This window comes from Rhodococcus koreensis, assembly GCF_017068375.1.
Taxonomy (GTDB): domain Bacteria; phylum Actinomycetota; class Actinomycetes; order Mycobacteriales; family Mycobacteriaceae; genus Rhodococcus_F; species Rhodococcus_F koreensis.
In genome coordinates, this window is the sequence record NZ_CP070609.1 from 3,888,810 (window position 1) to 3,910,342 (window position 21,533).

The 21,533-nt window shown below is 66.3% G+C and carries 20 protein-coding genes and 1 pseudogene; 2 read left to right on the forward strand and 19 right to left on the reverse strand.

Going from position 1 to position 21,533, the window contains the following annotated elements; genetic code table 11:
• Positions 1-39: 39 nt before the first annotated feature.
• The 6 genes from JWS14_RS17895 to JWS14_RS17920 all read right to left on the reverse strand — a co-directional run bounded on the left by JWS14_RS17895 (position 40) and on the right by JWS14_RS17920 (position 5,050).
• Positions 40-963: a 5-oxoprolinase subunit C family protein gene (locus JWS14_RS17895; protein ID WP_072947258.1), complete on the reverse strand. Its 924-nt coding sequence runs from the start codon at positions 961-963 to the stop codon at positions 40-42.
• A complete protein-coding gene (locus JWS14_RS17900) occupies positions 964-1,599 on the reverse strand; it encodes a 5-oxoprolinase subunit B family protein (protein WP_206013965.1) in 636 nt (211 codons plus the stop codon).
• Positions 1,592-2,386, reverse strand: coding sequence for a LamB/YcsF family protein (locus tag JWS14_RS17905; protein ID WP_206013966.1), 795 nt, complete (start codon positions 2,384-2,386; stop codon positions 1,592-1,594). Before JWS14_RS17905 ends, JWS14_RS17900 begins: the two co-directional genes overlap by 8 nt.
• Positions 2,386-3,078: a GntR family transcriptional regulator gene (locus tag JWS14_RS17910; protein ID WP_072947260.1), complete on the reverse strand. Its 693-nt coding sequence runs from the start codon at positions 3,076-3,078 to the stop codon at positions 2,386-2,388. Before JWS14_RS17910 ends, JWS14_RS17905 begins: the two co-directional genes overlap by 1 nt.
• Before the next feature lie 127 nt (positions 3,079-3,205).
• A complete protein-coding gene (locus JWS14_RS17915) occupies positions 3,206-4,057 on the reverse strand; it encodes a crotonase/enoyl-CoA hydratase family protein (protein ID WP_206013967.1) in 852 nt (283 codons plus the stop codon).
• A 99-nt stretch (positions 4,058-4,156) separates the two neighbouring features.
• Positions 4,157-5,050 (reverse strand): LysR family transcriptional regulator, encoded by an 894-nt coding sequence (locus tag JWS14_RS17920; RefSeq protein WP_206013968.1) that lies wholly within the window; start codon positions 5,048-5,050, stop codon positions 4,157-4,159.
• 126 nt (positions 5,051-5,176) lie between these two features.
• Here JWS14_RS17920 and JWS14_RS17925 point away from each other — a divergent pair, with 126 nt between their 5' ends.
• Positions 5,177-6,097: a LysR family transcriptional regulator gene (locus JWS14_RS17925; RefSeq protein ID WP_072947263.1), complete on the forward strand. Its 921-nt coding sequence runs from the start codon at positions 5,177-5,179 to the stop codon at positions 6,095-6,097.
• A 4-nt stretch (positions 6,098-6,101) separates the two neighbouring features.
• Here the strand turns inward: JWS14_RS17925 and JWS14_RS17930 are convergent, their stop codons facing one another.
• The 13 genes and pseudogenes from JWS14_RS17930 to mmsA all read right to left on the reverse strand — a co-directional run.
• Entirely contained in the window at positions 6,102-8,162 is a 2,061-nt protein-coding gene (locus JWS14_RS17930; RefSeq protein ID WP_206013969.1) for a 3-hydroxyacyl-CoA dehydrogenase NAD-binding domain-containing protein, read from the reverse strand.
• Positions 8,163-8,166: 4 nt separating this feature from the next.
• A complete protein-coding gene (locus JWS14_RS17935; protein WP_206013970.1) occupies positions 8,167-9,597 on the reverse strand; it encodes an MFS transporter in 1,431 nt (476 codons plus the stop codon).
• Between the two features lie 150 nt (positions 9,598-9,747).
• On the reverse strand, positions 9,748-12,051 hold the full coding sequence (locus tag JWS14_RS17940; RefSeq protein ID WP_206013971.1) for an acyl-CoA dehydrogenase family protein: 2,304 nt from the start codon (positions 12,049-12,051) through the stop codon (positions 9,748-9,750).
• Positions 12,042-12,722, reverse strand: coding sequence for an enoyl-CoA hydratase/isomerase family protein (locus tag JWS14_RS17945; protein ID WP_206013972.1), 681 nt, complete (start codon positions 12,720-12,722; stop codon positions 12,042-12,044). Before JWS14_RS17945 ends, JWS14_RS17940 begins: the two co-directional genes overlap by 10 nt.
• 112 nt (positions 12,723-12,834) lie before the next feature.
• Positions 12,835-13,833, reverse strand: coding sequence for an NAD(P)H-dependent flavin oxidoreductase (locus JWS14_RS17950; RefSeq protein WP_095861542.1), 999 nt, complete (start codon positions 13,831-13,833; stop codon positions 12,835-12,837).
• Between the two features lie 13 nt (positions 13,834-13,846).
• Positions 13,847-14,992 (reverse strand): acyl-CoA dehydrogenase family protein, encoded by a 1,146-nt coding sequence (locus JWS14_RS17955; protein WP_206013973.1) that lies wholly within the window; start codon positions 14,990-14,992, stop codon positions 13,847-13,849.
• Between the two features lie 27 nt (positions 14,993-15,019).
• The gene (locus tag JWS14_RS17960) at positions 15,020-16,153 is read right to left on the reverse strand and encodes a thiolase family protein (RefSeq protein WP_206013974.1); all 1,134 of its coding nucleotides are present in this window, start codon (positions 16,151-16,153) and stop codon (positions 15,020-15,022) included.
• 140 nt (positions 16,154-16,293) lie between these two features.
• The gene (locus tag JWS14_RS17965; protein ID WP_241031395.1) at positions 16,294-16,602 is read right to left on the reverse strand and encodes a DUF202 domain-containing protein; all 309 of its coding nucleotides are present in this window, start codon (positions 16,600-16,602) and stop codon (positions 16,294-16,296) included.
• Between the two features lie 31 nt (positions 16,603-16,633).
• Positions 16,634-16,975: a YidH family protein gene (locus JWS14_RS17970; protein ID WP_241031396.1), complete on the reverse strand. Its 342-nt coding sequence runs from the start codon at positions 16,973-16,975 to the stop codon at positions 16,634-16,636.
• Positions 16,976-16,998: 23 nt separating this feature from the next.
• Positions 16,999-18,213 carry a CaiB/BaiF CoA transferase family protein gene (locus tag JWS14_RS17975; RefSeq protein ID WP_206013975.1) on the reverse strand — a complete coding sequence of 405 codons (1,215 nt, stop codon included), beginning with the start codon at positions 18,211-18,213 and terminating at the stop codon, positions 16,999-17,001.
• 204 nt (positions 18,214-18,417) lie between these two features.
• On the reverse strand, positions 18,418-19,299 hold the full coding sequence (locus tag JWS14_RS17980) for a LysR family transcriptional regulator (protein ID WP_206013976.1): 882 nt from the start codon (positions 19,297-19,299) through the stop codon (positions 18,418-18,420).
• A 92-nt stretch (positions 19,300-19,391) separates the two neighbouring features.
• Positions 19,392-19,931 (reverse strand): enoyl-CoA hydratase/isomerase family protein, encoded by a 540-nt coding sequence (locus JWS14_RS17985; RefSeq protein ID WP_095861536.1) that lies wholly within the window; start codon positions 19,929-19,931, stop codon positions 19,392-19,394.
• Positions 19,924-21,059 (reverse strand): annotated as a pseudogene (gene mmsA, locus JWS14_RS17990) (CoA-acylating methylmalonate-semialdehyde dehydrogenase); the annotation flags it as partial. The gene JWS14_RS17985 and the pseudogene mmsA, both read right to left, overlap by 8 nt.
• 50 nt (positions 21,060-21,109) lie before the next feature.
• Here mmsA and JWS14_RS17995 point away from each other — a divergent pair.
• Positions 21,110-21,379: a LysR substrate-binding domain-containing protein gene (locus JWS14_RS17995; protein ID WP_241031675.1), complete on the forward strand. Its 270-nt coding sequence runs from the start codon at positions 21,110-21,112 to the stop codon at positions 21,377-21,379.
• The last annotated feature ends 154 nt before the right edge of the window (positions 21,380-21,533 follow it).

Consider the following 21,533-nt stretch of genomic DNA (forward strand, 5'->3'; position numbering starts at 1 on the left):
TCGTGAACTCGGAGATGGACGGGACGTGCGGGGTTCGGGTCAGTCGTGTCCCCTCGGGAGCGCTGCGAGTCGGATCCGGGTGCCTGGTGCTGCCTGCGCCACGAGGTCGACGTCACGTTCGATCACCACCCCGATGACCGGGTAGCCCCCGGTCACGGGATGATCGGCGAGGAACACGATCGGTTCCCCGGACGGTGGAATCTGGATCGCCCCGAGAGCCATGCCTTCGCTCGGCAAGTCCACCGACCCGACGGTCAGCGGCGGTCCCGTCAGCCGGGCGCCGACGCGGTCGCAGTCCGCACTCACCGTCCACGTCGTGGCGGTCAGCGCGGCCCGATCCTGTGGCGCGAACAGGCCGTCCCGGGGGCCCCACCGGAATCGCACCTCTGCCGCCCCGACCGGAAGTCGGGGCACAGTCAGCTCGAGCGGGATGTCGTGGGGTACCGGATGACCCGCCCCGAGCGCGAGGGTCGTGCCGGACCGGACCTGTGTCGGACCGACCCCGGACAGGCAGTCGGTGGCGGCGGAACCGAAGACCCGATCGGTGTCGATTCCGCCTTCGACCGCGACGTAAGTGCGCAGTCCCGTGACGGGACGGCCCAGCGAGAGAATCTGCCCGGCCCGCAGCAGGATTCGCCGGCCCTCCGCCGGAGCGCGGCCGTCGACACGAATCTCGACGGTGGCACCGGTGATCGCCACGTACCGGTCCGCGGACACGGCGATCGCGAGCCCGCCGAAGGTGTTCTCGAGCGCGGCGGCGCCGTCCGCGTTGCCGACGAGGCGGTTCGCCAACGTCAGGCTGGTTCGGTCGGCGGCACCGGACGCGGTGACCCCGAGGTGCGCGAATCCGGGCCGGCCCAGATCCTGGAGCGTCGTGCTCCGCCCGGCGTCGATCACCGACACCTGCGCGCACACCGTAGTACCGGAAGGTAGTCGAACGGGCCTGGTCAGCACCGAGGTCATCTACTCCACCGCCTCGAAGACGACGCGGTCACCCACGGACAGCCGGCTGGGATTCACCGCGTCGATGTCCCACAGGACCTCCGACGTCGAGCCGATCAGGTGCCAGCCACCCGGTGTGCCGCCGGGATAGACAACGGTCTGGGTGCCGGCGATGGCGACGAGTCCCGCACCGACCCGTCGGCGCGGCGACGTGCGGCGAGGCAACTCGAGCGCGTCGGGCAGGCCGTCGATGTAGGCGAACCCGGGGGCGAAACCGAAGAATCCCACGCGATGCTCGGCGGAGGTGTGTGCAGCGACAACCGCCGCCGTGGTCATGCCCAGTCTCCGTGCCACCTCCTCGAGGTCCTCGCCGTCGTAGCGCACCGGGATGACTACCGGTTCGCGTTCGAGGAATGCCGCCGACGCGTCTGCGCCGGCAGTGTCCACAAGGTGACGGACATGGTCGGAGAGCAGCCGCATGTCGGATGAGGTGTTGGCGCGGAACATGATCGAACGCGCGGCAGGGACGACGTCTTCCAGCAGAGCCGACCAGGTCTGAGCACGCGCCGCGGCCACGACACCGGCGATCCGCTCGGGTGCGACATCGACGAGCCAGGCACGATCGCCCGCGCGGAGGAGGTTGCCGGATTCAGTCATGGCGTCCACCCCCGATCCCGACCAGAGCCACGTCGTTGCGCCCGAGCAGTTCCCGGGTCTGCCGGGCGATGTCGACCGCACCGGGGGTGTCGCTGTGCACGCACATCGCGATCGTCGCCGCCCCGTCCGGCAGTACCGTGGCCGTCCCGCCGTCCACCGCGTCGACCGAACCGGTCACGACCATGTCCACGGCCCGTTTCGCGGCTGCGGACGGGTCGACGACCAATGCGTCCGGGTGCGACCGTGGTACCAGCAGCCCCTCATCCGTGTACGACCGATCGATGAATACCTCCGCCTGAGGGGTCAGTCCGGCGTCGAGAGCGGTGTGCCACAGCACCGTGTCGTACTGGCAGAGCACGGGCAGGTCCGGGTCGACCCGTCCGATCGCTTCGGCGATGGCGTGCGCCTGGCCCGGATGCCGTGCGGCCGTGTTGTACAACGCCCCGTGCGCCTTGACGTAGGACACGACCGTCCCGGCGATCCGCGCAAAGGCCTGCAGGGCGCCGATCTGATACACGATGTCGTTGACGAGCGTCGGGGTGGGCACGTCGATGAATCGGCGACCGAAGCCGGCAAGGTCGCGGTACGACACCTGCGCGCCCACCGAAATCCCACGGGCGGCGGCCATCTCACAGGTGCGGCGCAGGATGTCGGGATCACCGGCGTGGAAGCCGCAGGCGATGTTCGCGGCGGTGACCTGATCCATCAGCGGCGCCTCGTCACCGACACCCCAGACGCCGAACCCCTCACCGATGTCGGTGTTGATCGAGACCGTCCGAGTGCCCATCAGCTGCGCTCGGCCCAGTAGGTGCGCATGTCCTCGGCCGAGTTCTCCCAGGCGCGGTGCAGACCGGTCTGCCCACCGTCGATGTGCAGGATGATCTGCCGAGCCAACTCCTCGGAATTGCCGTCGGCGAGCGCCTGAACCATCGCCTTGTGCTCGTCCTGGACCCGGTCGTACGCACACGTCCCGTGCACGTAGAACCGGGAATAGGGCTCGAGCCGGTGATACATCTGGGCGATGATTTCGTAGCGCATCGGCAGGCGCGAGAGCCGGTACATGTCGAGATGGAACGCCAGGTTGGTCCGCGACCACGCTCCGGCGCCGGTGTCGGCCACCTGATCCATCTGCTCGGCCATCGTCTCGAAGCGGCTGATGTCGCGCCGCGAGACTCGCTCGGTGACGTGCTCGGCGAAGCTCGGCTCGACCAGGCGGCGCAGGTCGTAGATCTCGTCGATCTCGTCGAGGTCGAGCGCGGTGACGAACGTGCCGCGGCCCGGGACCGTGCGCAGCAGGCCCTCCCCCGCGAGGGTCCGCATGGCTTCGCGCAGCGGAATCCGCGACACCCCGAACCGGTCGGCGAGTTCCTCCTGCACCAAGCGGTGGCCAGGGGGATAGATGCCCTCGACGATGGAGGTTCGGAGCCGGGACGTCAGGTCCCCTTCCGGAGACCCGAACTCGTGTGACGTAGGCGACATATTCACTGTATACAGTGGATCCGGTTGCCCTGTCCAGCCCAATTCGCCCTGGGAGTGGATGTTTTACAGAACCGAAGCATCACGAAACACACCGATAACCGGATTCGATCGGCGCCCTGACGAGGGCCTACCGGTACCCGGGGCGGACCCAGCCCGGGAAGATGTCCGGAAGATCAGAGGTGACTTTGCGGGTGAACCGGGGTGGGCGCTTTTCCAGGAAGGACGTGACGCCCTCGTAGGCGTCGCTGCTGGCGCCCTGTGCGCGCATACCCCGGGACTCCGCGATGTGCGCGTCCATCGGATGTGCGGCGCCGAGCATCCGCCACACCAATTGCCGGGTCAGCGTCACCGACACGGGTGCCGTGTTGTCGATGATCTCCGCCGCGAGAGACCGAGCGGCAGCGAGCAACGTTTCCGGCGGATGGACGGCACTGATCAGGCCGCCTTCGTGCGCCTCCGCTGCGGTGAACAGCCGTCCCGTGTACAGCCATTCCATCGCCCGCTCGACCCCCACCAGACGCGGGAGAAACCAACTCGAGCAGCTCTCGGGAACGATGCCGCGGCGGGTGAAGGGAAACGCGAACTTCGCCCCCTCCGAGGCCAATCGGATGTCCATGGGGAGGGTGATGGTCGCGCCGACTCCCACTGCCGGACCATTGATCGCCGCGATCACGGGCTTCGTCGAATCGTAGATCCGCAGGGTCATCTCACCGCCGCCGTCGCGGGGCACTCCACCGTCGGTCTCCTCCGGCGCGTCGAATCGCGAACCCCCTCCAGAGAGGTCGGCGCCGGCGCAGAACGCTCTACCGGAGCCGGTCATGATCACCACGCGGACCGCATCGCTGGCGTCGGTGTGATCGAAGGCTTCGATGATCTCCGATTTCATTTCCGTCGTGCATGCGTTGAGCTGATCGGGACGGTCCAGCGTGACCGTGGCGATGCCGTCGTCGACCTCGAGGCGAATGGTATTGAACTTCATCGGGAACCTGTCTCTTCGGACTTGTCGAGCACGTCGGCTTCACCGTCCTCGATTCGGCGGCTCGGGTCAAAGATCCGTTGCCTTCCAGAGCAATCGGCTTCACGCATGCCTCTCCCCGGGGGCCGAGCCGGTGGCGAGAGCGGCGAACGCTGCGGCCGCCGGTGACAACGGTCCCGACCGGAACACCACACCGTAGTCGTGCCCCAACTCGGGCTCGGTTCGCATCACCCGCACTCCGCGACGCTCGGCTCGACGGGCCTCGGAGTCGGTCAGGAAGGCCGCGCCTGCTCCGGCCTCGACGAGTAGATACACGTTGTGTTCATGTTCGACCTCCACCGCCACGTTCGGGCTGAAACCGTGTTGAGCGCAAGCACGTTCGACCTCGTCGCGAACAGCTGTACCCCTCGGTCCGGCGATCAACGGTAGCTCGGACAGTCGATCGATCGGGAAGATCGGCGTCTGCGTCTGGGGTGCCTCAGCCGGTAGCCCCAGCAGCAGTCGGCGACGGCCGAGCACACGGGTCGACAGCTTGTCGTCGTCGGCCGGGAGATAGTCGATCCCGACTTCGCATCGAGCGGTTCTCAGGAGAGTCTCCACGTCGGCGTTGGGCCCCGGATCCATCAGATTGACCCACACGCCCGGGTACTGTGCCCGAAATTGTGCCACCAACGAGGCGAGCGGTTCCACCGCGAGGTCCGGCGGGCTGGCCACATCGAGCCAGCCGTTCTCGAGCGTGGCGATCCCCCGCACGATCTCGTCCGCACGGCGGGACGACTGCAGCACCTGGCGCGCGGGCCCCAGCAATGCCGCACCCGCATCGGTCAACTCCATTCCTCGTGGCACCCGCCGAAAGAGTTCGACCCCCAGTTCACCTTCCAGCGCCCGCAGCGACTGCGACAGCGCCGGCTGGGCCACATACAGAACCTCAGCTGCCCGGGTCACGCTGCCGTTCTCGACGACAGCGAGGAAGTAGCGCAGTTGACGTGAGTCCACTTCCCGACCCTACCCAACGTGACGTGGGCGATAAGGTGACACTGGCGAAGCAGTGGTCTTCGCGTTTCGCGCTCCGGACGGCGGTCACGTCCCTCACGCGCGGGCCACGGTGGCATGGAGGTGGACATGGAGTTCCGGCAGGCCGAGCATTTCCTTGCCGTGGTCGAACACGGCGGTGTGGTCCGCGCGGCCGCCGCGCTCCACCTCGCGCAGCCCTCTCTGTCGCAGTCGATCCGCGTCCTCGAACGTGATCTGGGCACCCCCCTGTTCCATCGTGTCGGCCGTGGGCTCGTTCCGACGACGGTGGGTGCGGCGCTGGTTGCTCCTGCCCGGCAACTACTCCGGGACATGGCCACCGCGCAGGCCTCCGTTGCCGAACTCTCCGGCCTCCATGGTGGACACGTCGATATCGGCACTACCGCGGGCCTCTACGAGTCCCCGCTCCCCGACCTGATCGGTGACCTGAGGCGGGCGTACGGCACGGTTACCGTCCGCATCAGGGAGTTTCGGTCCGAGAACGACGTCGCCGGGGCGGTGCGCGACGGCACCGTGGAGTTGGGGTTCGGGTTTCTCGAACCGGCCGACTCCACAGAAGTGACCGACCGCCGCGACCTCGACACCCACAGCTTGGGCACCGACGAATTGTGTATCGCCCTTCCGCGGGTGATCGCGGACGGTCTCCCCGATCCCCTGCCGTTCGAGCAGATCCCCGATCTTCCGGTGATCGCGGTGACCGGTGGCGCGCAGGGGCGGGTCTCGGTGGAGTCCGCGTTACGCCGTGCATCACGACGGACAACGCTCGGTGTGGTCACGGCGCATCGCCAGGCCACCGTGCCGCTGGTTGCTGCAGGCGCCGGAATGGCCTGGGTCACCAGGGCAGTCGTCGACAACGCCGGTGAGCCGGGCGTGGTGGCACGGGCAATGGAGCCGCCGGTGATTCTCACGGTCGCGGTCATGCATCGGCCGGGTGTGCTCTCCCCCGCTGCGCGCGCGCTCCTCGACGCGGCCCTCCGCCGACGGGACCGGGACGATGGAACGACCCGGTAACGGGTCAGTTGAAGGTTCTTCCTTCCTTCGCCAATCTCGTCAACAACGGCGCGTGTTCGGTGTTTTCGTCGAACCTCCGCAGCGCTTCTTCCACTCGGTCGAGCCCGACACCGTCGGCGTGGAACATCGGTCCACCGCGATGGCGCGGAAAGCCGTAGCCCGCGAGATACACCACGTCGATGTCGGAGGCACGCAACGCTATCCCTTCGTCGAGAATCCGTGCGCCCTCGTCCACGAGCGCGAAGACCAGTCGCTGCACGATCTCCTCCGCCGAGAAACTCTGCCGCCGAATGCCGGTGTCCCGGTAGTACGACTCGAGCAGCTCTGCCACGACCGGACTCGGGATCGCGTCACGCCGCCCGGGCTCGTAGTCGTACCAGCCCGCCCCCGTCTTTTGCCCGAATCGGCCCATCTCGCACAGCCGGTCGGCCAGTTCGTTATGTGGCGCGGCGGGATTCTCGGCATAGCGCCGCTTGCGAATCGCCCAGCCGATGTCGCCGCCGGCCAGGTCGCCGGCCCGATACGGGCCCATCGCATATCCGAAACCCTCCATGGCGGAGTCGATCTGCTCCGGCGACGCTCCCACCTCGAGGAGACGATCCGATGCCCGTCGATATCGGGCCAGCATGCGGTTGCCGATGAACCCGTCGCACACGCCGGCCACCACCGTCACCTTGCCGACGCGTCTCCCGAGAGCCGACGCCGTTGCCAGAACGTCGTCGGCGGTCTTGTCCGCTCGAACGATCTCCAGCAGTGTCATCACGTTCGCGGGACTGAAGAAATGCATCCCCACCACATTGGCAGGCCGACCGGTGAACTCGGCGATGACGTCGACATCGAGCGTCGAGGTGTTCGACGCCAGGATTGCACCGCGCTTCATCACCTCGTCGAGTTTCGTGAATACCATGCGCTTGACGTCCATGTCCTCGAACACGGCCTCGATCACCAGGTCGCAGTCCGCGAGGTCTGCGTAGTCGACGGTCGGATCGAGCAGTCCCATCCGCCTCTCCAGGGCCTCGGGCGTCAGCTTTCCCCTGTTCACCTGCGACTGATAATTGCGGCGAATCGTGGCCAGACCGCGGTCGAGCGGTTCCTGCGACGTCTCGAGCATGGCGACCGGGATGTCGGCGTCGAGGAAGTTCATGGCGATGCCGCCGCCCATCGTGCCTGCGCCGACGACCGCGACTTTCTGCACCGGCCGTGCGACCGTTCCGGCCGCCATTCCCGGGATCTTCCGCGCAGTCCGTTCAGCGAAGAACGCGTGCCGCAGCGCCGCCGACTGATCACTGCCCACCAATTCGAGGAAGGCCGCCTGCTCGGCGTCGAGCCCCTCCGCGAAGGGGCCGCGTGCCCTCTCCACGAGGTCGAGGGCGATCAGGGGAGCTGCGAACCCTCGACTCCGTTTGGTCAGTTGCGTGTGCAGGGTCCCCAGGTCGTCGCCTTCGGCGGCAACGAGGTCACGTATCCGCGGACGCCGGCCGCTCGCGGCCATCCGGGTTGCGAAACGAATTGCGGCAGCCACGGTATCGGCATCCACGACGAGATCGAACAGCTTCTGCCCGGGGATGGCAGCGAGCGAACCGGCGGTGCGGGTCGATCCGCCGGTGATCATGTCGGCGGCTGTCCGCATGTCGAGCGCCCGCGGCAGTCGCTGGGTGCCACCTGCGCCGGGTACGAGCCCCAGCTTCACCTCCGGCAGAGCGACTTTCGCCGTCGTTGCCGCGACACGATAGTGCGCGCCCAGAGCGAGCTCGAGGCCGCCGCCGAAACAGGTGCCCTCGATTGCCGCGACAACTGGTTTGCTCGAGTCCTCGAAGGCCTCGATCAACTCACGCAGCGACGGCCCGGCAGCGGACCGGGGTGCGGCGACTTCGGAGATGTCCGCACCGGCCGAGAAGTCGGCGGCATTGCCGGTCAACACGATCGAGTCGATCCCGGGTGCGTCCAGAGCGCGGGTGAAGTCCCGCAGAATCCCCTGCCGGGTGGAGAGCGAGAGCCCATTCAAAGGCGGATTGTCGAGGTGAATGATCGCGACACTGCCGGCGACGCTGTACTGCGTGGACACAGCGTCACGATCCTTCTCTGGTTCGCCCGGATTCCTCGCCGTGGGTGGCGGCATACAGCTCCTCGTCTTCGGCCGAGCCGTCGGCGTTGGTCAGCGGATCGATCGCCGCGATCCGCGCCCGGTCCCGCTCCGGGTCGATGGTCAAGAACATCACCACCGCACCCACGATCGCCACCACACCGAGTATCTGGAACGCCGAGGTGTACCCGTCCGCTGGGGTCGGTGCCGCGTCCACCAGGTACCCGGTGAGCCACGGGGCCAGGATCCCGGAGGCCTGGAACAACGCGACGAACACTCCCAATGTCGACGCGACCTGACGATCCGGGCTGATGTAACTCACGGCGACGAACATCAGCGGGAGGGTGGCGACTCCGACGCCGTAGCCGGTGACCACCAGCGCCACGGCGATCCACGATTCGGTGACGAACGGGATCACGGCGAGGCACACACCGCACAAGACCAGAGCGACCACCGTCACGAGCCCGCGCGACACCCGCACCGTCGTTCCTCGTCCTGCCAGACGGTCGGTGACAAACGAACCGAGCAACATCGCGGTCATTCCGGTGACGCTGGGCAGCGCGAACAGCAATCCGGAGTTGATCCGGGTGTAGCCGAGGCCCTCCTCGAAGTATGACGGCAGCCAGGTCAGGACGACCGCGACCATGCCGTAGACCGCAAACATGCCGAGCACTCCGCCCCAGAACGTGGGGAGCGCCGCGATCCGGAGGATGCTTACCCGCGTCACCGTGTCCGTGTCGCCGGTCTTGGCGCGCTCGCGGGCGCTGTTCACGGAGTAGGGGCCGTCCTTGCCGACGACCAGCCAGACCGCGGCCCAGACGGCGCCGATGATCATCATGGTGATGAACGCCGCCCTCCACCCGTATGCGGCCACGATGAGGGTCAGCGCGGGAGCCATCAGAATCTTCGCCAGAGAGGAGCCGGACGAGACCACGGCGGACGGCAGCCCACGTTCTTTCTTGGGGAACCAGCCGAACACCGCGACGTTCACGAGCGATGCAGCCGGACCCTCGGCGGCGCCGAGGAGAACCCTGCTGACGAGTAATGCCCCGAATGTTCCGACCAACAGGATCGGGATCTGCACCAGCGACCAGAGCAGTGCCATCACTAACAGCACCCAGACGATCTTCACGCGGTCGGCGATGAATCCACCCAGGAGCCCGGTCACGACGAACAAAACGTAGAAGACGCTGCCCAACAGACCGATGTCGGCGTTGGACAGGCCGAGATCCTCCGACAACGGTCGGGCGACAATCCCCAACACGGCTTTGTCGGCGAAGTTCACCGTTTGCAGAATCATCACGAGAAAGGTGATGCTCCAGGCGGTGCGTGCGGTCCGCGCGCCCACAGGCGTCCTGGCCTCGGGCATCGTCCCCGCGGAATTGTCCGCACGATGTGGGCCGTTCGCGACAGTCATAGGTAGGCCTCCGCCTCAACAGTTGTGATTGTATTCAGTGAAGTCAATTCAAATGACGTGGGTCACAGACATCAAAGACCAGACCCCTATTGCGACGATCGATGAAACATATGCCGTCCGGCTCACCGATTGGAGCGACCGATCGGTCCCCTACTTCGGCAGGCCCAGGATCCGCTCACCGATGATCGTGCGCTGAATCTGATTCGAGCCACGTGCGATCCGGCGTCCCCGGCTCTCCAGGAACACCCGCTGCAGGGGGTCGAGTTGATAGCCGTCCCCCTCGGGGCGGTTCAGAGCCGAAGCACCGAGAAGTTCGAGGCTGGTCGAACCGAAGTTGCAGTGATATTCCGACCAGTTGATCTTGTCGATCGCGAGCAACTCGTCGACGGACTGCCCCTCGGCGATCCGGGCGCTGATCACGGACCCGACGGCGCGCATCAGTTCGACCTCGATCACGAGTTCCGCCAACTGCCGGCGCACGATCGCGTCGTCGAGTCGCGCGTTCTTGTCCAGCCGCTCCACCAGGACGTCCCATTCGTGGCGATAGCCGACGTACTGCGTGGCAGCCTTGCCGGCCCGCTCGGCGCCGAGTGTGGTCATCGCGACCGCCCAACCGTTGCCGAGCCCACCGACCACATTGCTCAGAGGCGTTCGGGCATCGGTAATGTGTTCCTGCGCAAAGCCGCTGGCGCCCGACGCCATCCGGATCGGATCGACGGAAACGCCGTTGTCCGTCATGGGAACGAGCACGAACGAGATGCCGCGGTGTTTCGGCGCGTCGCGGTCGGTGCGGCACAACAGGAACATCATGTCGGCCTGATCGCCGTGGCTGGTCCAGATCTTGTCGCCGGTGATCCGCAACTCGTCGCCGGCCACGGTTCCGGTGGTTCGCAGGGAGGCGAGGTCGGATCCGGTCTCGGGTTCGGAAAATCCTTGGCACCACGTGTCTTCGCCCGACAGGATGCGCGGCAGGAATCGCCGCTTCTGGGCCTCGCTTCCATGTGCCAACAGGGCAGGCGCCAGGAGGATCTCGCCCATGCCGAGTTGCGGGCGACGCAGTCCCGCGCGGGCGAACTCCTCCTCCACCACAAGCGTTTCGACCGGACCCAGGCCCCGCCCACCGTGTTCCTCCGGCCACGACAGGCACAACCACCGCCCCTGACGCAGCAGGTCGATCCAGCGCTTCTCGGTGTCGGTGTCTTCGTGCCCGAACGGTTCCTGCGCGTACTCGAGTGGCATCCCCTCGGTTCCATGCTCGACCAGCCACCCGCGGACCTCGGAGCGCAGTTCCGCCAGCGGCGCGGGTTCGTCGGTCCGCACACAGCCCTCGACCGCAGCGGCGGAGAGGGCTCCGGCGAGTAGGCGCTCCCGGTGCCACGTCGACGATCCGAACATCAGTTGATCCGTCTTCGCCCTCTTGAGATGGATGTGAGCCCAGTGCTCCCAGGTGAAGCCGATCGCGCCGTGCAGTTGAATGGCTTCTCCGGCGATCTGCAGGTACCTCTCCGGCCCCGCAACACACAACAGGCTCACCAGTGTCGGCAGCTCCGGGGAATCGGTATCCGCGGCGTGAGCGGCAACGTCGACCGCAGCGGCGACCGGTTCCAGCGCGCGGATCAGATCGGCGAGCCCGTGCTTAACGGCCTGGTTGGCACCGACCGGACGACCGAACTGGTTTCGGGTCTTCGCGTATTCGGTTGTCAGATCAAGGCACCGGCGAGCTCCGCCGACCCTCTCCGCAGCCTGCACGACGAGCGACTTGTCGAGTGCCCTCGACAGCGCCTCGGAGATGTCGACGGCACCACTGATCCGTTGCGCCGCCGCCCCGGCGAAGGTGAAGGTCGTCAGTGGTCGAGTCAGGTCCAACGCCGGGCACCGGACCCGCCGAACATTCGGATCCGATGGATCCACGAGAAAGAGTCCGGTCCCCTCTTCGGTGCGGGCGGCGACGACGACGGTGTCGGCGCAGTGACCGAAGAGCACGTGGTGGGCCCGTCCGTCGAGCCGCCAGCTGTCGCCGTCCGGGTGTGCACGCACCGCCTCCGTCCCGGCCTGCCACCACCCGTCGGCATCGGCGAACGCGAGGCACCCGAGCCGTGTGCCCGCAGCGAGACCCGGCAGCAACTCGGTGCTCCACGCTTCCTGGGCGCAGTCCGCGATCGCGAGCGTGGTCAGCACGGAACTCGAGAAGAACGGACTGCACGCCGCGGAGCGCCCGAATTCCTCGGCGACGACGACGAGGTCACGGATCCCCGCGCCGGAACCGCCGTGCTTTTCGTCGACGAGCATTCCCTGCAGTTCGAGTTGTTCCGCCATCGTCGCCCACATCTCGGGGCGGTAGCCGAGTTCCGAGTCCTGAACGAGCAGGATTTCGGTCGGCCCGCTGGTGTCGGCGAGAAAGCCCCGAACCGCCTCGCGAAGTGCGCGGTGTTCCGCGGTTGTCGCTATTCCCATTCGATTGTCTCCTTCGCGATTCCCTCGAGCGCGATGATCGCTTGTTTCATCGCGATTCCCCCGCCATGGGGGTAGGCGGCCACTTTCTCGGCGAGTTCGGTTGCCCGGGCCAGAACCCGGTCGTCCGGCACCATGTCGTAGGCGAAGTTTCGGCGCAGCAGCGCCGGCCCGTAGTGGCGTTCACATCCCAATGTGAGTTGCAGTGCCTGGTTCACGTCGTACTTCGCGAGCAACCAACGTAGGTTGTTCGGGGCCGCCACTCCCATCTCCGCCTCGCCGACCATCAGGAACGACGTCTGCCCCACCACGAGCAGGTCGCAGGCCAGCGCGATCGCCGCAGCGCCGTTGACAGCGGCCCGCTGCAGGGCACCTATCAACGGCTTGCCGAGGGCGGCGAGGCATGTGTGCAGTTCGGCGATTGCGGAGGAAATCTCCGGGTCCCCCGGGCGCACCTCGGCGAGGTCCAATCCGGAGCTGAAGCAGCCGCCTGCCCCGTGCAGCAACACTGCCGTCACGGTGTCGTCGCCTCGGGCGTCCGCGAGGGCGTCCGCTAGTTGGATCACCATCGGGACAGTCAAGGCGTTCTTCCGCTCGGGGCGGTTCATTTCGATGTCCAACCGCCCGCTCGGATGGTGCCGGAGGAGCACCGAATCGGTCTCCGGGTGACTCACAACGCACTCCCGATGACCCGACTTGCGTTGCAGCCCAGTAGAAAAGATGTATTCACGGCATTCCTTCCAGAATCGCGAGCGACAGGTTTGCCGTTCGGGCCGGCTCTCACCATCAGGAGTCGACGAGGACGGCCGCATTGCGATCACAGAGACCGGCGAGCCGACCCTGGATCAGGTCTGCCGCCTCCGCGACGATCCGCGTGACAAGCTCGTCAACCGTGGGGATGTCGTGAATCAGGCCCTGCGACAGACCTGCCGACCAAATGCCTGCCTCGGGGTCGCCGAGTTCGTACACCGTTCTGCCGCGCGCACCGGACACAAGGTGCCGGATATCGTCGAACGCACCCCCGCCAGCGAGCGCACTGACCACTTCCCGGCTGACGGTGTTGCTCGCGACGCGGGCCGTGTTCCGCAGCGACCGGAATATCAACTCGGTGTCGAGTTCGGTGGCGTCGACAATCTGCTGTTTGATCGTCCGATGGATCGGCGACTCCGCCGTGCACATGAACCGGGTGCCCATGTTGACACCCTCGGCGCCGAGCGCCAACGCTGCCGCCAGCCCCCGCCCGTCCGCGAAGCCGCCCGACGCGATGACAGGAACTCGCAATGCCCGCGCTGCGGCGGGAATCAGGATGAGGCCCGGAACGTCGTCCTCACCGGGATGTCCGGCGCATTCGAACCCGTCGATGCTCAGCGCATGGACGCCCAGCGCCTCGGCCTTCACTGCATGTCGCACGCTGGTGCACTTGTGCAGCACCTTCACTCCAGCGGCTAGGAACGCCGGCATGTGCTCTGCCGGACTGTTCCCCGCGGTCTCGACGATCTTCACACCGGAGTCGATGATCACGTCGCGATACTCCGCGTACGGCGGCGGAGTGATCGAGGGAAGCATCGTCAGGTTCACACCGAAAGGCATGTCCGTCATCTCGCGACAGCGGGCGATCTCCGCGGCCAACGCGTCCGGAGTGGGTTGGGTCAACGCGGTGATGAACCCGAGCGCTCCCGAGTTCGCCACCGCCGCGACGAGTTCGGCACGCCCGACCCACTGCATGCCACCCTGCACCACCGGGTGGGTGATCCCGAACAGCTCCGTAAATCGTGTACTCAGCATGAATTCCCTACCCCTACAGACCCAGCGACTTGCTGACAATCGACTTACACACTTCGGTGGTACCGGCGAAGATTCGCGTCACCCGGGCATCCGCATACATCCGGGCGATCGGGTACTCCATCATGAACCCGTAGCCGCCGTGCAACTGCAGGCAGCGGTCGATCACCCGGGACTGCAGCTCGGTGCAATAGACCTTGGCCTTCGCCGCGTCCGCCGCGGTCAGCGTGCCCTCGTCGAGTTCGTCGAGCGCCCTGTCCACCATCGCGCGACCCGCCTCGATTTCGATCGCGCACGACGCCAGTTCGAACTTGGTGTTCTGGAAGCTGCCGATGGTTGTCCCGAAGGCCTTGCGCTCCTTGACGTACTCGACGGTCAGATCCAAAGCCGTTTCCGCGCTGGCCTGAGCATTGATCGCAGTGGACAGCCGCTCCTGCGGGAGGTTGAACCCGAGGTACCCGAAGGCCTTGCCCTCCTCACCGAGCAGATTCTCCACCGGAACCCGCACGTCGGTGAACGACAACTCCGCGGTGTCCTGCGCTTTCAGACCCAGCTTCGTCAGGTTCCGGCCCCGCTCGTACCCGGGCATGCCGTCCTCGACGATCAGCAGGGACAGCCCGTCTCGACGGTCGGCCCCCTTGTCGGTCCGGGCCACCACGACGACAAGGTCGCAGTTGATACCACCCGTGATGAAGGTCTTGGCGCCGTTGAGAACATAATTGTCGCCGACCCGCCGTGCGGTCGTGGCCATGCCCGCCAGGTCCGAGCCCGTGCCGGGCTCCGTCATCGCGATCGCGCCGACGATGTGGCCGCTGGCCATGCCGGGCAGCCAGCGCCGCCGCTGCTCCTCGGTTGCGTACTCGAGGAAGTAGGGGAGCAGCACATTGGTCTGCAGTGCGAGACCACCCAGAGTGACGCCGGATCGAGCCAGCTCCTCGGCGACGACGGCGTTGAATTTGAAGCTCTCGATACCCGCGCCGCCGTACTCTTCGGGTATCTGGAGGCCGGGAATGCCGATCTCGCCGGCTTTGTGAAAGACAGTCTTGTCGACCCTGCCCGCCTCGGTCCACGCCTCATAGTGCGGTTGGACGTCGCGAGCCAGGAAGTCCTGGACCACTTTGCGGAATGTCTCGTGGTCCTCGTTGAATACGGTTCTCTTCATATCAATCAGACACCTTCTGTCGGGTGGTCAGAGCAATTCGACGATCGTGGCGTTGGCCATGCCGCCGCCCTCACACATCGTTTGCAAGCCATATCGAATGTTGTTGTCTCGCATGTGATGCACCAGCCTCGTCATCAGAACGGCACCGGAGCCGCCGAGAGGATGGCCGACGGCGATCGCGCCGCCCAGCGGGTTCACCAGGGCCGGGTCGGCTCCCGTCTCCGCGAGCCAGGCCAGAGGCACCGAGGCGAATGCTTCGTTGACCTCGAATGCGCCGATGTCGGCGATCGACAATCCGGAGCGCTCGAGGACCTTCGCGGTCGCCGGGATCGGTCCGGTCAGCATGATCACCGGATCGTCACCCACTGTCACGGCGGTGTGGATTCGGGCGATCGGTGTCAGACCGAGCTGACGTGCCTTCTCGGTCGTGGTCACCAGCAGGGCTCCGGCACCGTCCGAGATCTGCGAGGCGTTGCCGGCGTGGATCGCTCCGTCCGCTTTGAAGGACGTCTTCAGTCCGGCAAGTGTGTCGGCGGTGGTACCGCGCCGAATGCCCTCGTCCGAGTCCAACACGCCGGGCAGAGCGGCGACCTGGCCGGTGAACGCGCCCGAATCGGTCGCAGCGGCGGCTTTCTCGTGCGAGTCTGCGGCGAACTCGTCGAGTCGCCGGCGCGAGAGCGCCCATTTTTCGGCAATCATCTCGGCGCCGATGCCCTGGTTGAACGCCTCGACTCCGAATCGGTCCAGCACGGTCTGTCCAAACGGCTGTCCCGTGTGGCGACTGGTCCCCATGGGAACCCGCGACATCGACTCCACTCCACCGGCGACCGCAACGTCGTACTGACCGGCAATCACGCCCGCCGCGGCGAAGTGCAGCGCCTGTTGGCTGGACCCGCACTGGCGGTCCACTGTGGTCGCCGGAACCGATGTCGGCCAACCTGCAGCGAGTACGCCGCTCCTGCCGATGTTGTTCGCCTGATCCCCGACCTGACCCACGCATCCCCACACGACGTCGTCGACGACACCCGGATCGATATTCGTTCGCTCGACGAGAGCGTTCAACACGTGTGCGGACAGATCCGCTGGATGAATCTCCGCCAGCGATCCGTTGCGTTTTCCGACCGGTGTCCGTACCGCATCGACGATGACTGCGTCCCGCATGTGTGGCTCCTTTGCGCCCTTGTTCAACTCACACTCAAATCAATCAGCGCCATGCACGTCACACAAAGACGCGAATGCGCATTCTGCGATCGGATCGGCTTATGGGTTTGGACAGATCACACGGGCCCGCAGGACACGCACTACACCGCGATCGACGCGATGCCGGCTACCGCCACGAGAATCGCACATCCCCCGAGAACCACGCACTCCATCACACTCGGAGTTCCTGCGCCGAGCTGAAGTTGCCGGATCCGGCCGGAATGCGCCGCACGAGAACGGATAAGTGTGGCCGAGCAGAAGGTGATCACCGTCGCGGCGGCCGGCACCGTGACGACGGGGGGACCCAACCGCAACAGCAGCAGTGTGGGTACGGCCAGCGCCGCGGTTGTCCGGATCCACGAGAGCGCGGTCCGCTCAGGTTGCAGTCCCGGGTCGTCGTGGGTGATCACACACCCACGCCGTCCGTCGCGCGTCCGGTCGTCACCCGATCAGCACCACAATCGCGGCGGCGCCGGCACCGGCAACCAGAAGGGCCACCACGACAATCGATCCCGGTAGCGGCAAGCTCTGCCGACGGCGAAGGGCAATCTCGATGCGGAGCCAACGCCACAATGCCAACCCGACAACCAGGACAGCACCGATCAGTATCGTGATTGCTGCGGGTAGACGAATCGTCGTCGGCACGACGGTTCCCCCGAACGCTTCGAGCGCCAATGCGGCCGCAATGAGTGCCAGCGCAGTCCGGATCCAGGCGAGATAGGTTCGCTCGTTTGCCAACGTGAATCGCGGGTCGGGGTCGACGCCCTGGCGAAGACCGGCCAACGAGTTCGTCCTGGGTCTCACTGTCATGCCGGTGTCCCGACCGCACTCGACTCCTTGCACGAGAGAACGCCCGCCTGCAACAGTGCGTCCAACTCTTCTGCGCTGTAACCGATTCCGGTGACAATTTCAGCGGAGTGCTCGCCGAGGGAAGGCACGCGTCGCATCGTTCGCTCGCATTCACCACCCAGGCGAAACGGAACTCGGACGACGTCGAATGCTGATCCGTCGAAGTGCTCTCCACGGGTGAACATCTCACCGGCGATGACATCGTCGGATTCGCGCACCTGATCGTAGCTACGGACAGCCCCGACGACGAGGCCATTGCTCGCCAGCAGTTGAACGCATTCCTCGCTGGTGCGGCCACCGAGAGCGACCGCCAGCTCGCTCAGGAGCTTTTCGCGATTGGCCACGCGCGCTTCGTTGTCGGCGAAGCGTGGATCGGTGGCGAGATCTGCACGCCCGAGAACCTCACACAGTCGCGGCCAATGCTGCGCCGAGTAACCGGACAGCACGATGTACCCATCCGACGTTTCGATCAGATCGGCCGCCGGCGCGACTCCTGGCTGACCGTTGCCACGGCGACACGGCGTCGACCCGGTGATCGAGTAGCCGGTCCAGTCCGCCGACTGTAGGTGCAGAGCAACCTCGAGCAGGGAGACCTCGACAGCTGCAACCTGCCCGAAACGCTCACGCTCGAGCAGCGCCGCGAGGACGGCTTCGGTCAGTACGTGCGCCGTGGCCGCATCCACGATGGTCGTTCCCACCCGCAACGGCCGCCCGCCGAGCTCACCGGTGATGGCCATCAACCCGCTTTCGGCCTGCGCCGCGATATCGAGTCCGGGCCGGTGGCGCGAAGGTCCGTGGAGACCGAAGCCGCTGACCGTCGCGTAGATGGCACGCGGGTTCAACTCCCGGACCCGGTCCGGGCCGAGCCCCAGCGCCTCCATCGCACCTGGACGCATATTCTGGATGACGACGTCGGCGTCGGAAACCAGGCGCTCGGCCACCTCCAGGCCACGAGAGTCTTTGAGATCGAGTGCAATCGATCGTTTTCCTCGGTTGTACGCGCGCAGGATGGATTCACCGAACGATGTGCCCGAGCGAACCCAGTCACCCTCCGGCGGTTCGACCTTGATTACCTCGGCGCCGAGATCGACGAGAGATTGTGATGCGCCGGGCGCGGCGACGAATTGGCCGAAGTCGACAACGCGGATTCCTTCGAGTGGGCGGTGAATCATCAGCGGGTCCGATCGCGAGCAGGGTTCAGGTCAGATGCATGCACGGCGGTGTGAGAACACCGATCCCGCAGCACATTGGGGACCATCCGCGGTACGCGGCCATCCCTCCATGCACCTTCGACCCTACGATCGATCCACACAGAGGTATAGACGCAATCACCCGATACAAAACATAGGTACCACTTATGCCTTGCCCCGGCTGAGTCACGCCACCGTCGACTCCCGCACCAGCGCGACGAACGCACGCGCAGCCGGCGACAGTTCGTCGGAGCGGTAGTACAGCGCATGACCGGTCGGGAGACTCACATCCAGCGGCCGAACGACGGCGCCGAGCCGCGCCGCGAGATCCGCCTCGGTCCCGTGCAGAATCGTGCCGCCCACCCCAGCCAGGATGAGCGGTATCACCGCGTGCCGATGCGCGGTCTCCAGCACCGGGACCAAGTTGCCCAATCCGCGGGCAGCCAGCAGCCGGTTCATGTGCGCGCGTCCGATGGCACCGGGAAAGGGTGCGGAGATGACCTCCCGATCGGCCAGTTCCTCGATCCTCATCGGACGATCGGCGAGTGGCGTGCCCGGCGGGAACACGGCGACGAGCGGGCGCTCCCCGAATGGAACCTCCTGATAGCCGGTCGCCGCCGGTGGATACTCCGTCAGGAGCAGTTCGACGTGACCGCGGGCCAGATCGTCGAACCCACGCGCACCGACGTGCACCCGGCGAATGTGGATCGTCACTCCCGGATGGCGGGCCCGGTATCGCTTCACCAGATCGACGAGCGGGTCGACCGCGAGATTGACGACACTGCCGATGTCGAGTTCGCCGGACTTCAACTCCGAGACGTCCTCGATCGCCCAACGCGCCGTGTCCAGAGCACGTAACGCCGACCGCGCCGGTCCGATCAGCGCGCGCCCATTCGACGTCGCGCTCATCCCGCGGCCGCGGGTGAACAGCGTGCACTCCAGCTCCCGCTCGAGTTCGTGGATCGTCTGCGACACCGAGGGCTGACTCAAACCCAATTTGCGAGCGGCAGCCGAGATGGATCCCTCGTCCACGACGGCGAGGAAATGCACGATGTGCCGCCTATCCATAAGCCTTGATTATATTCGGCCTCGGAAGATCCTGGAATGTCGATATTCGGCCGATGTTGCGGTGGGAGTCGAGACGCCCGATGGAAGCGGTGCTACTCGCCTGTTCGCAATTCACCGTCGGCCAGTCCGCATCGCACGTCTCTGGCGAAAGCAACGGCTCGCTCCTGCTCGGGTGTGGTGGCGCCGTTGAGGATCGCCGAGATGTCGATATTGGGGGGTCTCGTCGATCGGAAGGTCCCGTGAATCGACAGGCCCATCCCGCCGCCCATGCAGATGCCGTCGATGAGCGAAATGAACGGGACCGGGTAGTCGGCGATGCGGGCGTTGAGGCGGTACTCGGTGGCGAAGAACCGCTCGCTCGCCTCCGGGTCGCCGGCCAGGCTGTTCTGCCGAACGGCGCGGATGTCACCGCCCGCGCAGAACGCCTTCGGGCTGGCGCTGTCGAGCACCACGGCCCGAAGGCCGGCGTTCTCCCACTCGGCCAGCACCATGTCGAGGGTGTCCACCATCTCGGTGTTCAGGGCGTTGAGGGCCGTGACCCGGTCGAGGGTGATGACGCCGATGTCGCCGCGCCGTTCGGCGCGGACGGTGTCGGCGAGAGCGGCGGTGGTCACGGTCGCTCCGTCACTCATGGGTAGGCATGGAAAAGTCGGCGCGGACCTGGGAGTCGTTGGGCCAGCGGGTGGTGGCGGTCTTGTTGCGGGTGTAGAACCGGACGCCCTCGGGGCCGTGGATGTGGTGGTCACCGAACAGCGACCGCTTCCAGCCGCCGAAGGAGTGGAACGCCATCGGCACCGGGATCGGGACGTTGATACCGACCATGCCGGCCTTGAACTGCGCGAGGTAGGTGCGGGCGGTGTTACCGTCGGCGGTGAAAATGGCGGCCGTTGCCGAATTCGTGGTCGTTGACCAACTGCATTGCCTCCTCGAAGGATTGGGCGCGCACGACGGACAACACCGGCCCGAAGATCTCCTCAAGGTAGATCCGCATGGTCGGGGTGACGTGGTCGAACAGGGTGCCGCCGAGGAAGAACCCCTCCCCACCGGCCGCCGGAATACTCTTCCGCCCATCGACGACCAGCTCGGCGCCCTCCTCGACCCCGATGTCGATGTAGGAGGCGACCTTGTCGCGGCGCACCCCCGTCACCAGCGGACCCATCTCCACCTCGGGGTCGGTGCCGGGCCCGACCTTCAGATCGGCCAGGGCGGCGATCAACCGCGCGCAGCGCGTTCGCGGTGCCCTCCCCGACCGGCACGGCGACGGAGATCGCCATGCACCGTTCCCCGGCGGAACCGTAGGCGGCCCCCATCAGCGCGGACACGGCCTGGTCGAGGTCGGCGTCGGGCATGATCACCATGTGGTTCTTCGCCCCGCCGAGGGCCTGAACGCGTTTGCCCTGCGCGGCGGCGGTGCTGTGGATGGACTCGTCGATCGGGGTGGAGCCAACGAAGCTGACCGCCTCCACCTGCTGGTGGGCGAGCACGTCGACGGCGATCTTGTCGCCGTGCACGACGTTGAACACCCCGTCCGGCAGGCCGGCCTCGGTGAGCAGCCGGGCAAGTTCGACACTGAGGGTGGGGTCCTTCTCGGACGGCTTCATCACGAACGTGTTCCCGCAGGCGAGGGCGACGGGGAACATCCACATCGGGACCATGGCGGGGAAGTTGAACGGGGAGATCCCGGCGACGACGCCGAGCGGTTGGCAGAAGGTGACCCCGTCGACGGCTCGGCCGACATTCTCGGAGAACTCACCCTTCAGCTCACGTCCTCGACCTGCACGACCATCCGCTGATCGGGTACGTCGACTCCCTGCTCGACGTTCCGGCGCTGCGCATCCTCGACGAAGTCCTGCCCGGGCACCGCACACGCATCCAGACCAACAACATCACCGGCCAGTGGACCGCCACCGCCGCCGGCCTCGGCGTCTCCGCCCTCCCCCTCTACGTCGGCGACCCGGACCCGACGCTGGTGCGGATACTGCCCGAGGAGGTCACCGTACTGCGCAAGTACTGGCTGATCGTGCCGCGAGAACTGCAACGGCGCGCCAGGGTCCGAACCACCATCGCGACACTGCGATAATCGACGCGAACCACGACAGCTTGATCACCCGCGTCGGATGACCGGAGCCGAAGGACAATCGCATACCCGAAACGTTCAAACGCCCGCTCCCCTCAAAGGGATTCCAGTAGCGCCGCCATAAAGTACCTGTTCATCCGGGCCCGCGATGAGCGAC